Raw genomic sequence first — 14,510 nt, 5'->3', positions numbered from 1 at the left:
GCGAAAATCCGCCAAGGGTCACGAGGCATCGGCAAGATCTTGCCGAGCTGCACCGCAGCATTTTTGGGCAGGGACAGAAAGAAGCGCCGATTTCCTTCGGGAAAGTGTTGCCAGCGAGAACTGGCACGGGTCATGCTACAGGTTCATCGACTTGGCACGGGCTTGTGCGCGGAGGTGTTCAGGCCGAGCTGCCAAGGAAATGAGCAAACGTCTTGGGAGGATTGCATGCTCTTTTCACTGAAATCCGCAACCGCTGTATCCGCGGCTGCGCTGTCTCTGGTATTCGCCACCGAAACCTTTGCCGCTGATGTCACCTGGAACGTGTCGCTCTGGGGCAAGCGCCGTGCGTTTACCGAGCATGTCGAAAAGCTGGCCGAAGAAGTGGCCGCAAAGACCGACGGCAAGTTCGAAATCAAACTGCAGTACGGTGAAGCCCTGTCGAAGTCTCGCGAGAATCTCGACGGCATTTCCTTCGGTGCGTTCGAAATGGCGCAGATCTGCGCCTCCTATCACCCGGACAAGAACCCGAGCCTGACGGTTCTGGAACTGCCGTTCCTGGGCGTGAAGGACCTTGACCAGGAAATCAAGGTATCGATGAAGCTCTATGAGCATCCCGCCGTGAAGGAAGACCTTGCTCGCTGGAACGCTCAGGCCCTGATGCCGTCGCCGATGCCGCAGTACAACTTTGCAGGCAAGGGCGATGTGCCGAGCAAGATTTCCGATTTCAACGGCATGCGTGTGCGTGCCTTGGGCGGCATCGGCCAGCTGATGGAAGCCGTTGGCGCCGTGCCGACCTCCGTGACCGCTTCGGAAACCTACCAGGCGATCGACTCCGGCACTGTGGCGGCTGCCAGTTTCGCACCGCATGCGCATCTGTCGTTCAAGGTGGTGGAAGTCGCCGACTGGTGGACCAAGAACCTGAACCCGGGAACCGTGCAGTGCCCGGTGATCGTGAACATCGACGCCTACAATGCCTTGCCGGATGACTTCAAGGCAGCACTCGACAGCTCGGTTCAGCCGGCGCTGGCGCACTACCTGGAAACCTACGACAAGGTTTATGAAAAGTGGTGGCCGGAGCTGGAAAGCCGCGGCGTGACCCAGGTCGAGTTCTCCGACGCCGAACTGGCAGCCTTTGCTGAAAAAGCCGGTCCGATCCAGGCCGCATGGGTGGAAGAACAGTCCGCCAACGGTCTGCCGGCACAGGAGATCCTGGACATGGTCAAGTCGACCCTCGCGGAATAAGCCCGGCAAGCCTGGACTATTCCACACTCTTCCCGGCGCGACCTGCGTCGGGAAGCCAATGCTCGGGGCTTAACTCATGAACACAATCGATCCCGGAGGACGTTCCGTTTCGGAGCGCCCGGTCACTTATATCCGCTTTGATGGCTGGCTCGCTCATGTCGAGAATGCCTTCAACCTGTTTGCCGCCGGGGCCATTCTGGCCTTGATGCTGCTGGCCGTGGTTCAGGTAATCGGCCGCCTGGTCTTCAACACCCCTGTGCCGGGCTTCATCGACATTACCGAACAGGCCATGGCCATCTTCGCCTTCGCCGGTATCGCCTACTGCCAGCGCGTCGGTGGCCACATCCGCATGGAAATCGTGCTCGGCAAGCTAAGCGGCCGGACGCTTTACATCTGCGAAATGCTGGGTGTCATCCTGATCGCCTTCACGGTCGCCCTCCTGATCTGGGGCTCCTGGTACCATTTCGACCGCTCCTGGACGATCGGCGACAGCACTATGGATATCCGCCTGCCGACCTGGCCGTCCAAGCTGATGGTGCCGGTCGCGCTCAGTCTTCTGTTTCTGCGCCTGTGCATGCAGGCCTACGGTTACGCTCGCCTGGTCGCCGACCCGGCGCGTGAAGCCTACTGCGTGCCGATGATCGAGGGTGTCGAGGAACACGCCAAACACGAAATCGAAGAAGCCCTGGGCGACGACATTGAAGAAGGAGGCGCGCGATGACGACGCCGTTTGAAGTTGGCCTCCTGATGACCGGCGTGCTGCTGGTCCTTGTTGTCCTGGGTGTGCGCGTGGCCTTTGCGGCAGCCTTCACAGGTCTGGTTGGGCTGATTGTCCTGTTCTCCCTGAAAATGGGGTTCTCGAAAGGCTTTTTCGTAGCCCTGCAGATGGCAGGCACGATCCCTCATTCCAAGTCGGTCACCTATGCCCTGTCGGTATTGCCGACCTTCATCCTGATCGGTTTTCTGGCCTTTTACGCAGGCTTCACCAAGCAGTTGTTTGAAGCGGCAAAACGCTGGCTTGGCTGGCTGCCGGGCGGCATGGCCGTCGGCACGGTGTTCTCCACCGCCGGTTTTGCGGCCGTTTCGGGGGCATCGGTGGCAACGGCTGCGGTCTTTGCACGCGTCGCCATTCCCGAAATGCTGGCAGCCGGTTATTCCAAGCGCCTGTCGGCGGCAGTGGTCGCCGCGGGTGGCACGCTGGCCTCGCTGATCCCGCCGTCCGCGATCCTTGTGATCTACGCCATTCTGGTGGAACAGTCGGTCGGCAAGCTGCTGATCGCCGGTTTCCTGCCGGGCGTGTTTTCGGCGCTGATCTATGTCGGCATCATCGTGGGCGTCTCCGCCTGGCGCGGCGATGCACCACCGGTTGGCGGCTTTACCTGGAAAGAGCGGTTCGAAAGCGTTCCGGGAACCCTGCCGATCATTGCGGTTGTCGCGATCATCTTCTGTTCGTTCTTTTTCGGTCTGGCCACCCCGACCGAAGCCGGTTCGCTCGGAGCCTTCGTGGTGCTGGTCGTTGCCTTCATGAAAGGCATGCGCACCAAGCAGCTCGGTCAGGCCCTGCACGAGACCGCGAAATTGACGGTGATGATCTTCACGCTGATCTGGGGCGTGCTGGTCTATGTCCGGTTCCTGGGCTTTGCCGGCCTGCCGGACGCCTTCAAGGACTTTATCGTCGCGCTGGACTATTCTCCCTGGGTGGTGATGGTCTGCATTCTCCTGGCCTATGCCGTGCTTGGCATGTTCATGGATGCGATCGGCATGCTCATCCTGACGCTGCCTGTGGTCTATCCTGCGGTGATGGCGCTGAACGGCGGTGAGGGCGTTTCGGCGGCCGACAGTGCCTTCGGCATGTCGGGCGAGGCCTGCTCGATCTGGTTCGGCATTCTGGTGGTGAAGATGGCGGAGCTCTGTCTGATCACGCCACCGATCGGGTTGAACTGCTTCGTCGTGTCGGGCGTCCGTCCGGATATTCCGGTTCAGGAAGTTTTCCGCGGATGCGTACCGTTCTTCGTCGCCGATGTCCTGACCATCGCGGGCCTGCTGGCTTTCCCGTCGATCATCACGATCCTGCCGGAGCTGATGTCCTGACAGCGTCGAAATCGGACTAGAAAAGGAAAACGCCGCCGGGAGGTCTTTCCGGCGGCGTTTTTTCGTTGTTGGCCGGGGAATTGCCCCGGGTTCGGGTTAATCGAAGATGTGAGCCTGGCTTTGCGGGGTGTCGAAGCGGTTCGGCCCCGGGGTGCCTGCAAAGAACATGTTGGCAAAGCCCTGGCAGATGGTCAGAAGCGTGCCGATGATCGGGATGAACCACGCCAGCATCCACATGCCGGAGACGTCCCTGTCATGAAAACGGCGCACCTGAACGGAGATGTTCGACACGAAGAACGGCAACAGGGTCAACCAAAGTGTGAAAACGCTCGAGTCGGCGAGGATCCGTCTGGCTTCGGCTTCGTTGTCGAAATTCAGGCCGAGCGATGCGAAGAAACCGAAGACGATGGCGGCCGACACGATGGTGTTGAACGTTCCGATGGCCCAGTAGCCGAGCCGGCCGATCCGGCCGTTGAAGCTGAAGAAGAAGCCGAGAAACTGCAGCGCCGCGTCAATGATCGACAGGCCACTTTCGCCGGAAACCTGCGCAGCGGCACCTCCTGCGCGCGCATAACTGCCAGCAGCCGAGGCATAGGCATCGTTGCCGGAATAGGCGTTCTGGCTCGGGCCCCATTGACCCGGGCCTTGCTGGTTCAATCCACGTTTTCCAAACTGCTTGCGCTGCACCGCCATCAGTATCCCCCGTCCGAAAATTTCTTGTCAGAACGGAGGTAACGCTACGCGAGCCGACTTAAGATTGACGTAAGGGAGTTGGTTAAATCTTGGTGAAATTGCGAAGGGATGGTTGTCCGGTCAGAACAGGCTGCCCTGGCTGGTTGCCGGGCCCTTGGCGGGAGCCTGCCTTTTCGGTTTGGCGGGTTTGGGACCGGCACTGTCGCTGAGCGCCACAGCGTCGAGGGTGCCGTCCGCCAGCTCAATGGAAAGGGCCGCCCCGGAGGCAACTGCCGCAGCCGAGCGAACCGGTTGGCCGCTGTCGTCCCGCACCACTGCATATCCGCGTGCCAGAACATCCTTGTAGGAAAGCGACTTCAGCAGTTTCTGCAACCCGTCGAGACGTGCCTTTTCCTGAGACAGGCGAGCAAGATAGGCACGGTTGAGCCGATCACCCAGACCGGACAGGCGTTCTGTGCCAAGTGTCGTCTGCTGGGTGAGCCTGGCCGGTGTCAGCCGCACGGCCAGCGCTTCGAAGGACTGCCGCTTCTGCGCGACGGCGACCTGCAGTGCGCGCTGCTTGCGGTCGCTTGCCTGGACAAGATCCTGCCGGGCCTTCGTGCTCAGACGGGACAGGAGCAGTGGTGTCAGGCGGCCGGCAAAATTCTGGTAATGGGTCCGGTGCGTTCTGGTGCTGACGATCAGTGCCCGTTCCAGGCTGCTGGCCAGCGTATCGAATTTCTGGCGCGGCAGGGCCAGGAGGTCCTGCGGTGCGGGCAGGGCGGCGCTGGCGGCACGCAACTCGGTGCGCCGGGTGGTGACGAACCGCACCAGCCCCGAATTGAGCCTGCGGGACCGGTCATCGACCATGGCCATCAGTTCGGCCTTCACCGGCACGGCAATTTCCGCAGCGCCCGTCGGCGTGGGCGCACGCAGGTCGGCGGCAAGGTCGATTAGTGTCCAGTCGGTTTCATGGCCGACGGCCGAGATCAGCGGGATCTGGCTATCTGCAGCTGCGCGGACGACGGCTTCCTCGTTGAAACCCCAAAGGTCCTCGATGCTACCGCCGCCGCGGGCAACGATCAGAACATCCGGGCGCGGGATCGGGCCGCCGGGTTGCAGGGCGTTGAAGCCGCGAATGCCGTTGGCGACTTCAGCGCCCGAGGTTTCGCCCTGGACGCGGACAGGCCAGACCAGAACATGCAGGGGAAAGCGGTCGGCGATCCGGTGCAGGATATCCCGGATGACCGCACCGGTGGGCGAGGTCACCACGCCGATGACCCTTGGCAAAGGTGGCAACAGCTGTTTGCGCTCTTCGGCAAAGAGGCCTTCTGCAGCGAGCTTCTTCTTGCGCTCTTCCAGCAGCGCCATCAGCGCGCCGGCACCGGCAGGTTCCAGGGAATCGATCACCATCTGGTATTTCGACTGGCCCGGGAACGTCGTGATCTTGCCGGTGGCGATCACCTCCAGCCCCTGTTCGGGCTGGATTTTCAGTTTGGAAGCGGCTCCTCGCCAGATCACGCCGGACAGGACCGAGCGGTCGTCCTTCAGGTCCAGATAGATATGACCGGACCCCGGCCGGGAAATCCGGCCCAATTCGCCGCGCACCCGCACATAGCCGAAGGCATCCTCCATCGTACGCTTGATGGAGAAGGAAATTTCGGAGACCGAAAATTCGGCGACATTTGAGGGTTGATCGGCCACAGGTGATTCCTTTGCTCTCCTGAAACTGGAGGCATCAAATGCGGTGGTCAAGACGGCAGGCGGCGTGTCGACACGAAAGCGCGCACAAATTGGCTCAGTTCCGGTGGCGTCGCTTGATGGAGACCAGGCATCCGGCATCCTGAGGATGGCGGGCCGGCAAGTCCTTTGCGATTGCATCGACAACGTCGATGTCTGTCATGGCTCCGGCATAGGAACGGGTGTTACCCCCAGCCCGTCTTATCCTGCGCCCATGGCCACTGATGGTACAATCCCAGATTTCTCCCGTTGACGGGTCAAGGTGCCGCGGCAGCGCATGTGGTTTCTGTCGGCCCGGCATGTCGGTCACATGCTGTGGACTGTTCGGCGCGTCCACGTGGCTCGGGGCGTGCGATATCGTGTTGGTTGCCGGGAGGGAGCTGGAACCTCTGACGACTGCGACCTGACCGGTGCCGCCAGGACGCACGGGCGGTATGCCGATTGTGGAGGTAGTGGCCGTAGGCACCGGGCGTGGCACGAGTTGGGGTGTGGGGACAGGTGTTGGTGTTGGTGTCTGCTGAACCTGCTGCGGAACCCGCTGGGGAATTGAAAATAGCTGCGGCACGAGAGAAGGGGTTGCGACGGGTTGCAGCGTCGGTGCTTGCTGCACTTGCTGCGGGACCTGTTGTGGACTGTTGCTTAACTGCGGAACCAGCGGCGGGACAGCAACGGGCCTCGGGGTCGGTGCTTGCTGCACTTGCTGCGGGACCTGTTGTGGACTGTTGCTTAACTGCGGAACCAGTGGCGGGACAGCAACGGGCCTCGGGGTCGGCGCTTGCTGCACTTGCTGGGGTACCTGTTGCGGACTGTTGAGCCGCTGCGGCACCACTGACGGAACAGCGACGGGTCGCAGAGTTGGCGCTTGTTGCACTTGTTGCGGGACAGGGTTCGGAGTTGCCAGCGGAACCGTGTAAGGAATGGCACCGGGTCCACCCTGCCCCGTGGTGGGGGCTATGGTTTGACCGGTGGGCAGTTGGGTGCTTGTGGGGGGCTGGCCGCCCGTCGTCCCACCACCAGTGCCACCTGATGACGTGGCGCTGCAATCTGACCCATGATGGTTGCCTACACCAATGCACCATCCATAGTGACTTCCTGCGGCTTCTGCTGACGATACGGCCATCCCAGCACACAGCACGAGTGCGGCGGACAGTGACCTGTGCTTTGGGAACAGATGCACCATCACCAGGTTCTCCCGAGACTGAGGTAGAAAGCAGGGCTGTAGCGCTCGGTAAATTCTCCGTCCACCAGCGGCACGCCCAGCCATCCGTTGACGAAATAATTTCGGGCAAAGATGGAAGACCAGCCGGCTCCGGCGGACACGAGGCTTGAATGCCCGATTTCAGTTGGTGTGGGATCCAGGTTGCTGATCGTGCCGGCATCGAGAAAGACAAAAGGCTCGAAACGATCAAGCCAGGTGCCGGTGGTGTCGACCGAAAGGGAAAGTTCCAGCTTGCTGATCAGGCCGAGGTCTCCCTGGGCCTCGTCGAAACGGTATCCGCGCAGTGAATAGCGGTCGCCCAGGTAGATTTGCTCGACAGAGGGTAGGTGGTTGCTGGTGGCCTGCCCCCAGAATTTCGGTGTTCAGATACACGCTGTGATGCAGAAACGGTAGCGGCTCGATATGGCCGATCCCAGCACGCAGATGCCAGAAGGTGTCGTCTCCGTCATCGATGGCCGAAGGTTCCGGACCAGCGCGTGTTCCGGCCGTGAAGTTTACCGCCAGTTCGGTTGCGCCACCCCTGTCGTGAGTGTTGCCATATATCAAGGCCAGTGCCGCCGTATCGACGGCGCTACGGTATTTGAAGCCGCCACCGTCCGAGTTTGAATCTGCATAGCGCAATTCCAGCAAAGCATAGCCGTATTCATGGGTGTTTCTGAGAAATGGATACCCGAATGACAAAACGCCATTCAGCCCGTTCTGGTCTGTGGTGACCAGCGACCCACTGGCGTTGCGGCGCCCGAGGGCGTTGCCGAAATAGCCTTCCACGTAGGCGCCGTTCGAACCAACCGGTGCGCGGTAGGTGACTGCACCGAAAAAGGAATGACCGTCATCCGCAACTGTCTCGAACGTGTCGACGGCGCTGACACCGGCCTGAAGCCGCAGCAGATCCCCCGCAAGGAAAGTCGAATAGAATTCCTGGCTCGCAAAACCGGCCAGGGTTTTACCGAATTCCCGAGGCGGATTGTCGAATTGAAGGCTGCCGGATTGCCTGACGCTGCTTGCCAGTCTTCGCAGCCGGGCACCTGTCTGGCCTGACGGATAATCAAGCTCGGTTGTCAGATGAACTCCGGCCAGATCCCGGGCAAGCATAATGGCACGTTCGAAAGTGCTTTGCCGCAGGGGGCGTTCCGCGACCAGATGCTGCACATAGGACCGAATCCGCCGGTAGAGCCGTGCATCTACACCCTCAATAGAAATGGTTTCCACAAATCCTTCACGAACCCGGAACGTGTCGGACGGTGCGCCGGGTGTTCGGACAACCTGAACCTCCGTGAGGAAATATCCGTCTTCGCGATAGATGAGCTCGATGCTTTGGGCGAGGCGATTCGAATAGACTTCGCCATCCTGGAGGCGAATGTGCTGATAAGCGAAGGCAAGCAGGTGTCCAGGATCGTAGACGGTTACACCGGTGATCCGCGGGGTTGCCAGGCAAGCCGATGCCATCCCTACAATCAACAGGGCTGTTAGGAACAATTGTCGTAAAAGTTGAATTGCTTCAGTCTCGAGAAATCCCCAACTCATGAACGCAGGAGCATCGTCATGACTGGCAATAGTTCTTGTTCTCAGTAGCTTGGCGCGGCTGCAAGACGGCATTTGCATCGAGTCCGGGGCTGCTTGTCTCTGTGTTGACGTTAGGGAGGCAGGTTTGACGGTGCAACCGGAATATGCAGAACTTCATGGTGTTGTTCAGGAAAAAACAGCCCACGATCTTAGCCCGCACATAAAACCCTGTAAAAAATGCTTGTATCTCGGAAACGGCATTGAAATTGCCACGATCGCTGACCAGTGTCATGACATGGCCAAATACGAGTTCAACATGCAACGACTGTTTTTGCGACACATCCTCGCCGATGGTGCGCGCATCGAAGCGGACCGCAGCCAGGCGAACTACCTTCTGAACGTTCTGCGCCTCAAGGACGGCGACTATGTGCTTGTCTTCAACGGCAGCGACGGCGAATGGCTGGCCAAGATCGTCAGCAACGGACGGCGCGACTGCACCTTGCAGCTGATGGAGCGCACCCGGGAACAGACCTCTGCGAACGACCTGATGTACATGTTCGCCCCGCTCAAGCACGCGCGGCTGGACTACATGGTGCAAAAGGCCGTGGAGATGGGGGCGGGCAGCCTGAAGCCGGTGCTGACCCAGCATACCCAGGCAAGCCGTATCAATCTGGAGCGCATGGAAGCCAACGTGATCGAAGCTGCCGAGCAGTGCGGCGTGCTGGCGGTCCCGGAAGTGCTTGCACCCCAGCCGTTGGCGGATGTGCTTGCGGTTTGGCCAGAAGCGCAGCCCGGGCGCAGGTTGCTGTTCTGCGATGAAGCGGAAGGAACCAACAACCCGCTTCTGACTCTCGCCCAGATGAAGGAAAATGGTCCGCAGCCGCTGGCCATTCTGATCGGCCCTGAAGGCGGCTTCTCAGAAGAAGAGCGGTCGCTTTTGCGCAGTCTCGATTTTGTCACCCCAATTCCCCTCGGTCCGCGTATCCTGCGTGCCGATACGGCCGCCGTAGCTGCCTTGGCCGTGCTGCAGGCAACGGTCGGCGACTGGAGATAGACGAATGCCGCAGGAGGTCCTTGCACCCGGAGGCGCAAGCAGCGGAAACGTTGAGGCGACCGGCGGTGTCAGGGACGCGAAGAAGGCAATCGCTCCGGCAGAAACGCGCAGGGGCTTTCGTGTGCCGGTCGGGGTCGCTCTCGGACTGGTGTTTTCCGTTCTGCTGGTCCTCATCTGCGGCATCATCATCACCTATATGGCCGCTTCGGACCGGCGTATCGCCGGCCGGCTTCTGGACGAGCAGGGCGTTGCCGTTCTCAGGGGCAACGAGGAGGTTCTGACCGGGTTCTTCGACAGACAGCAACTGCTGTTCCGTTCAGTCGCGGCCCATGTTGCCGAAACGGGTGCGAAGCTGACCGCAGCCGATCTTCGAGCCTACGAGCCGTTGATGCCCGATGGCGCCAGGCTGGAACTCGGTTCGGCCGTTCTGGTCGAAACCCCGCCGGATGAATTGCCGGACATCGCCTGGTCTGCTTTCGAGATCCGCACGGGCTTCGACACGGCGATCAAGACAGCGGAACTGGATCTTGGTAACGGCCAGCTCCTGATCGGCGTTTATCCGCAACAGGTCTTTGCCGATCTTGCCCGGACCATGGCCTTTGAAGGCAGGCAACAGGTTTTCATGCTGTCCGGACGGGACCGGGCAATCGCCGTCGAAGGGCTTCCTGCGAGCGATTTCTTGGTGCAGCCCGGGCAACCGCTGCCTTCCCTGGACAAGCTGACCGGATCGCCGCTCCATCTCATCTGGGCACCCAACGACCAGTCCCACGATATGGGCGGGTCGGTGACGGGCAGGGTGTTCCCGGGTGACCAGGGCATGTTCACGGCACTCTATACCGAGGTCGGCTCAGGCCCGGCCAAGGGCTGGATCCTGGGAGCTCTCTACAAGGCGGAGGAATTCGGTGCCGCGCTGGACCAGACGCGGATCGTCCTTTACGCCGCGCTGGTTGCGCTTGTTGTCGGCGCGGTTCTGTCTTTTGCGGTTGGCCGGATGCTCGGGCGCCCGCTGATCCGTCTTGCCCATGCGGCTGCCGGCCTGCGTCAGCTCGAGTTTGCATCCACCGGCAAATTGCCGCGCTCTCGGCTGAAAGAACTGGACGACGTCAACCAGGCGTTCAACGGCTCCCTCGGAGCGCTCAATGCCTTTGCCAAATATGTGCCACGGCAGCTTGTGTCCCGGTTGATCGAAGAGGGTATGACCGAGGCGCGCAACATCGAACTGCGGGAAATGACCATCGTCTTCACTGATCTCGCCGGATTCACAGGCATGGCCTCGCACCTGAGCGCGGAGGAAACGGCCGCCTACCTGAACGGCTATTTCGAGACGGTGTCGCAGGCGATAACCGAGCGTCAGGGCACGATCGACAAGTTCATCGGCGACGGCGTGATGGCGTTCTGGGGCGCACCGGCCGATCAGCCGGACCACGCCGCCAAGGCGATTGCTGCGGTCAAGGCGCTCGCCGACCGGATCACCGCGGAACCGGACGCCTCCATGCGCGTGCGCGTCGGGGTTCACACCGGCAAGGTGGTGGTTGGCGATATCGGCTCTGCCGCCCGCATGAACTATACGGTTATCGGGGACGCGGTGAACGTTGCCGCTAGGCTTCAGGAATATGGCAAGCATGTCGACCCGGGCGCTCGGGTGATCGTTCTTGCCAGCGGCGATACGATGGCCCAGTTGCCGGAAGGTCTCAGCGCCACCAGTCTTGGTGCCATCCAGCTTCGTGGCCGCACGGAACCGTTATCGGTCTTCAGGATCGCGTGACAGCAGACACGCGGTCTGATGGTAGCGGATTTTCGTCCGGGCAGGTCTTGGTTTCCAACAAGTTCGCGAAGCGGTCTGAATTGGCTCTGCCGCAGGCACGTCCCGCTGCTGCCAGTGGGCGCAGGACCGTTGCGTGGACCACCGGCGAACAAGCTTTCGGCAATGCTGTCGCACAGCCCCGGGATCCGCTATCGCGCTTTGCTGAAAAAACGGATTGCAGTGCTCAAACGACTCGGCATGATCACCATGCGCACTTCGGTGTCGTTTCCTTGCTTGCATTCTTGTTTCAGGAAACCTAAATCACCGAGGCTCAAAAGCGTTCCTCCCGGGACGCGCCGGATCACTGCGGTTTGTAGGGGGCAGCCTGACGGGCCGCGCAGTTTTTAGGACGCTTTCATGGCCCGCGATACGGTCGACTCCACCCCGATTGAAACAGTTGCGGACCTCGCCGCGACGCTCGAGGAGGGCTGTAAGCCGGAAGAGAAGTTTCTCATCGGCACCGAGCACGAAAAGTTCGGCTTCTGCCTGAACGAACTGTCGCCGATCCCCTACGAGGGCGAAAAGGGCGTCGAAGCTATCCTGACCGGCATGGAAAAGCTGATCAACTGGGAGCGGATCGAGGATGCAGGCAAGATCATCGGTTTGGCCGACGACCGTGGCGGCGGTGCGATCTCCATCGAGCCGGGTGGCCAGTTTGAACTTTCGGGTGCGCCGCTCGACAACCTGCATCTGACCTGCCGCGAAGCCAACCAGCATCTTGCCGACGTACGCCGGGTCGCCGAACCGCTCGGCATCGGCTTTCTGGGCATCGGCATGGCCCCGACCTGGACGCGCGCCGACATGCCGCGCATGCCGAAGTCCCGTTACGACATCATGACGAACTACATGCCGAAGGTCGGCTCGCTTGGTCTCGACATGATGTACCGGACCTCCACCATCCAGGTGAATCTCGATTTTTCGTCCGAAGCGGACATGGCCCTGAAGATGCGCGTCGGTCTGGCGCTGCAACCGATTGCGACCGCCATTTTCGCCAATTCACCCTTCACCGAAGGCAAGCCGAACGGCTTCAAATCCTTCCGCGCCCAGATCTGGACCGACACCGACCACGATCGCACCGGCGACATGCCCTTTGCCTTCGAGGAAGGCTTCGGGTTTGAGCGCTACGTCGAATGGGCGATTGATGTGCCGATGTATTTCGTCAAGCGCGGCTCGACCTATTACGACGTCACCGGCACCACCTTCCGCCAGTTCATGGAAGGTGCACTGGAAGGCAAGGTGCCGGATGCAACGCCCAACATTGGCGACTGGAACAATCACCTGTCCACGCTTTTCCCGGATGTCCGGCTGAAAAAATATATTGAGATGCGCGGGGCCGACGGCGGTCCCTGGCGGCGCATCTGCGCTCTGCCGGCACTCTGGGTCGGTCTGCTTTACGACCAGGGCGTGCTCGATCAGGCCTGGGAACTGGTCAAGGACTGGACGCAGGAAGAACGTGCGGCCCTCAGGGCAGGTGTTCCCGAAACCGCACTGCAGACGCCGTTCCGCTCCGGCACCGTTCTGGATGTCGCCAAGCAGGTGCTTGCCCTGTCTCAGGAAGGTCTCAAGCGCCGCAACCGCCTGAGCGATGGCGATCTGGACGAGCGCGTGCATCTGGCTCCGATCGAGGAAGGCCTTGCTTCCGGCATGTGCCCGGCCGACGTTCTGCTGCAGCGCTATCAAGGTTCCTGGAAGGGCGACATCAGCCAGGTCTTCCGCGACTACGCCTATTGAGTGGCGCCTGCCCGCGACTGTCAGTTGCGGGCGACTGGCACTGTCCGCAAAAGGCCTCAATTGACCTGAGGGCCGCGAAGCGTCACTCTGTCTGTGATCGGTCTTTTTTCTCAAGGCCTTGCAACAGCGTGAGCGGAGCGACGCAAATGACTGGCAGCGAGACGGGAGCTCCTCCCTTCGACATCTTTTCCCTGTCGGAAGATGTGCGCAACCGTTTCGGCTGGTCGAATGACGACCTGAGCCGGGTGATGGAGCAGCTCTTGCCTGCTGCGCTCAACGGCTTCCGCTACTTCGGCAGCACTGTGCCGGGCTTTTCAGAATTTCTCGGGCAGACGTCACCCCTTGGCACGGCCGCGCAAAATCCGTTTGCCGGTTATGCGGGCCTGTTCCAGAGCCCCTCCGATGCGGCGTTGACGCCGTTTTTTGGGCCCGAGGCTGTTCAAAAGGCTCTTGCCAGCCAGATATCCAGCCTCACCGGACTGCAGCGTGATGCCATCCAGGAAATGATGCCGGTGGCGGCGACGCTTGCCATGGGGCAGATCGCCAGGCCCTTTGTCCACGGCGAGGCCCGCAACCTGCTCGACGCCTATCTGCGCGGCTTTGCCCGAGGCCGGCCGAAACCGCAGCCGACCCCGGTCGACTATCTTCAAGGGTATGCCGAGGCCATGCAGTCCTTCTGGGGTGCTTTTCTGCAGCCTGCCAGCATCGTCACGAAACCTGCGACACCCGAGCCCGAACCGGAGCCGCAGGAAGAAGAGCTGCCGTCGGAGGACGAGGCAGAGGATCTTGACGCCAACGCCTCTGAATTCGAGGAGATGGTGTCCAGCTGGATGACGGCCGGACGCGATTTTCAGTCCAGCCAGTTCAAGGCCTTCGACAGCTTCTTCGAAAAAGCCTCAAAGGACTTCCGGGATACCTGAGGTGTGTCCGAGCGGCGTCTGCCGCAGATCTCTTTTTGCAAAAAAAGACCCGCCGTGAGGCGGGTCAGTTTCGTCAGCAAGGCTTGCCGACAGGGGCTGCAAATGAGGGGAGGTCAGCCGAAGGGTCAGGCCGCCAGCTGGCGGGTCTTGCTTTCGGTCACGAGTGTCATCACCGGCTTGTCCTGCGCCGAATTGGCGGCGCTATAACCGAGCGTCTCGCGGAGCGCTGAAGATTCGTTCACCAGAGATGTCGGATCGGTATAGAACGGCTGCGCCAGTGCGCGTCGAACGTCGCTCCGGGTCAGGCCGATGTCTTTCAGCTGCTCGTCGGACCAGTCATTCAGTTCCGCGAACTGACGACGGTTGTTCAGTACACGCCATACACGGGCAACCATCTGCCCGAAGAGAGCGAAGAACGGGGTGCTTGCGGTATGTGTCATGGCAAAATTCTCCTGTTGGCTGACGGAGGGATTCCGGCTGCCTGTTCCGAGCCTGATTTGGCGTCGCTTGTTGTGGAACATCCCCTATGTGGAC

At 60.9% G+C, this 14,510-nt stretch carries 13 protein-coding genes; 7 read left to right on the top strand and 6 right to left on the bottom strand.

All coding sequences use genetic code 11. The features are described 5' to 3' along the window. Positions 1–225 precede the first annotated feature (225 nt). The 3 genes from ACYQ54_RS15240 (at position 226) to ACYQ54_RS15230 (ending at position 3,333) form a co-directional block, all read left to right on the top strand. Complete coding sequence (locus ACYQ54_RS15240; RefSeq protein WP_460083685.1) at positions 226–1,242, top strand: C4-dicarboxylate TRAP transporter substrate-binding protein; 1,017 nt, start codon at positions 226–228, stop codon at positions 1,240–1,242. A gap of 76 nt (positions 1,243–1,318) precedes the next feature. Then, positions 1,319–1,963 (top strand): TRAP transporter small permease subunit, encoded by a 645-nt coding sequence (locus ACYQ54_RS15235; RefSeq protein WP_460083683.1) that lies wholly within the window; start codon positions 1,319–1,321, stop codon positions 1,961–1,963. After that, a complete protein-coding gene (locus ACYQ54_RS15230) occupies positions 1,960–3,333 on the top strand; it encodes a TRAP transporter large permease (RefSeq protein WP_460083681.1) in 1,374 nt (457 codons plus the stop codon). The genes ACYQ54_RS15235 and ACYQ54_RS15230 overlap by 4 nt, the downstream gene beginning before the upstream one ends. A 96-nt stretch (positions 3,334–3,429) precedes the next feature. Here the strand turns inward: ACYQ54_RS15230 and ACYQ54_RS15225 are convergent, their stop codons facing one another. The 5 genes from ACYQ54_RS15225 to ACYQ54_RS15205 all read right to left on the bottom strand — a co-directional run bounded on the left by ACYQ54_RS15225 (position 3,430) and on the right by ACYQ54_RS15205 (position 8,759). After that, on the bottom strand, positions 3,430–4,026 hold the full coding sequence (locus ACYQ54_RS15225; RefSeq protein ID WP_460083679.1) for a DUF805 domain-containing protein: 597 nt from the start codon (positions 4,024–4,026) through the stop codon (positions 3,430–3,432). Positions 4,027–4,146: 120 nt separating this feature from the next. Beyond that, a complete protein-coding gene (gene xseA / locus ACYQ54_RS15220) occupies positions 4,147–5,709 on the bottom strand; it encodes an exodeoxyribonuclease VII large subunit (RefSeq protein ID WP_460083677.1) in 1,563 nt (520 codons plus the stop codon). A 1,215-nt stretch (positions 5,710–6,924) separates the two neighbouring features. Continuing rightward, positions 6,925–7,266, bottom strand: coding sequence for a ShlB/FhaC/HecB family hemolysin secretion/activation protein (locus ACYQ54_RS15215; protein ID WP_460084829.1), 342 nt, complete (start codon positions 7,264–7,266; stop codon positions 6,925–6,927). Further along, positions 7,151–8,410, bottom strand: coding sequence for a ShlB/FhaC/HecB family protein (locus ACYQ54_RS15210; RefSeq protein ID WP_460083675.1), 1,260 nt, complete (start codon positions 8,408–8,410; stop codon positions 7,151–7,153). Before ACYQ54_RS15210 ends, ACYQ54_RS15215 begins: the two co-directional genes overlap by 116 nt. Before the next feature lie 94 nt (positions 8,411–8,504). Next, positions 8,505–8,759 (bottom strand): hypothetical protein, encoded by a 255-nt coding sequence (locus tag ACYQ54_RS15205; RefSeq protein WP_460084877.1) that lies wholly within the window; start codon positions 8,757–8,759, stop codon positions 8,505–8,507. 3 nt (positions 8,760–8,762) lie between these two features. On the opposite strand from ACYQ54_RS15205, the gene ACYQ54_RS15200 reads away from it, so the two are divergent. The 4 genes from ACYQ54_RS15200 (at position 8,763) to ACYQ54_RS15185 (ending at position 13,976) form a co-directional block, all read left to right on the top strand. Next, positions 8,763–9,521 carry a 16S rRNA (uracil(1498)-N(3))-methyltransferase gene (locus ACYQ54_RS15200; protein WP_460084827.1) on the top strand — a complete coding sequence of 253 codons (759 nt, stop codon included), beginning with the start codon at positions 8,763–8,765 and terminating at the stop codon, positions 9,519–9,521. Between the two features lie 4 nt (positions 9,522–9,525). Next, positions 9,526–11,286, top strand: a complete 1,761-nt coding sequence (locus tag ACYQ54_RS15195; protein WP_460083673.1) for an adenylate/guanylate cyclase domain-containing protein — start codon at positions 9,526–9,528, stop codon at positions 11,284–11,286. A 396-nt stretch (positions 11,287–11,682) separates the two neighbouring features. After that, positions 11,683–13,056 carry a glutamate--cysteine ligase gene (locus tag ACYQ54_RS15190; protein WP_460083671.1) on the top strand — a complete coding sequence of 458 codons (1,374 nt, stop codon included), beginning with the start codon at positions 11,683–11,685 and terminating at the stop codon, positions 13,054–13,056. Positions 13,057–13,202: 146 nt separating this feature from the next. Continuing rightward, complete coding sequence (locus ACYQ54_RS15185; RefSeq protein WP_460083669.1) at positions 13,203–13,976, top strand: DUF937 domain-containing protein; 774 nt, start codon at positions 13,203–13,205, stop codon at positions 13,974–13,976. Positions 13,977–14,101: 125 nt separating this feature from the next. Here the strand turns inward: ACYQ54_RS15185 and ACYQ54_RS15180 are convergent, their stop codons facing one another. Continuing rightward, complete coding sequence (locus ACYQ54_RS15180) at positions 14,102–14,416, bottom strand: DUF1127 domain-containing protein (RefSeq protein ID WP_460083667.1); 315 nt, start codon at positions 14,414–14,416, stop codon at positions 14,102–14,104. Positions 14,417–14,510 lie beyond the last annotated feature (94 nt).

The sequence above is a fragment of the Roseibium sp. LAB1 genome, from assembly GCF_054658235.1.
Note: the sequence above shows the minus strand (reverse complement) of the source record. Positions and strands in the feature narration are given on the sequence as shown.

Coding starts and splice junctions, on each gene's coding strand:
- ACYQ54_RS15240 (WP_460083685.1), top strand. CDS start 226: ATGCTCTTTTCACTGAAATCCGCAACCGCTGTATCCGCGGCTGCGCTG.
- ACYQ54_RS15235 (WP_460083683.1), top strand. CDS start 1,319: ATGAACACAATCGATCCCGGAGGACGTTCCGTTTCGGAGCGCCCGGTC.
- ACYQ54_RS15230 (WP_460083681.1), top strand. CDS start 1,960: ATGACGACGCCGTTTGAAGTTGGCCTCCTGATGACCGGCGTGCTGCTG.
- ACYQ54_RS15225 (WP_460083679.1), bottom strand. CDS start 4,026: ATGGCGGTGCAGCGCAAGCAGTTTGGAAAACGTGGATTGAACCAGCAA.
- ACYQ54_RS15210 (WP_460083675.1), bottom strand. CDS start 8,410: ATGGCATCGGCTTGCCTGGCAACCCCGCGGATCACCGGTGTAACCGTC.
- ACYQ54_RS15205 (WP_460084877.1), bottom strand. CDS start 8,759: ATGACACTGGTCAGCGATCGTGGCAATTTCAATGCCGTTTCCGAGATA.
- ACYQ54_RS15200 (WP_460084827.1), top strand. CDS start 8,763: ATGGCCAAATACGAGTTCAACATGCAACGACTGTTTTTGCGACACATC.
- ACYQ54_RS15195 (WP_460083673.1), top strand. CDS start 9,526: ATGCCGCAGGAGGTCCTTGCACCCGGAGGCGCAAGCAGCGGAAACGTT.
- ACYQ54_RS15190 (WP_460083671.1), top strand. CDS start 11,683: ATGGCCCGCGATACGGTCGACTCCACCCCGATTGAAACAGTTGCGGAC.
- ACYQ54_RS15185 (WP_460083669.1), top strand. CDS start 13,203: ATGACTGGCAGCGAGACGGGAGCTCCTCCCTTCGACATCTTTTCCCTG.
- ACYQ54_RS15180 (WP_460083667.1), bottom strand. CDS start 14,416: ATGACACATACCGCAAGCACCCCGTTCTTCGCTCTCTTCGGGCAGATG.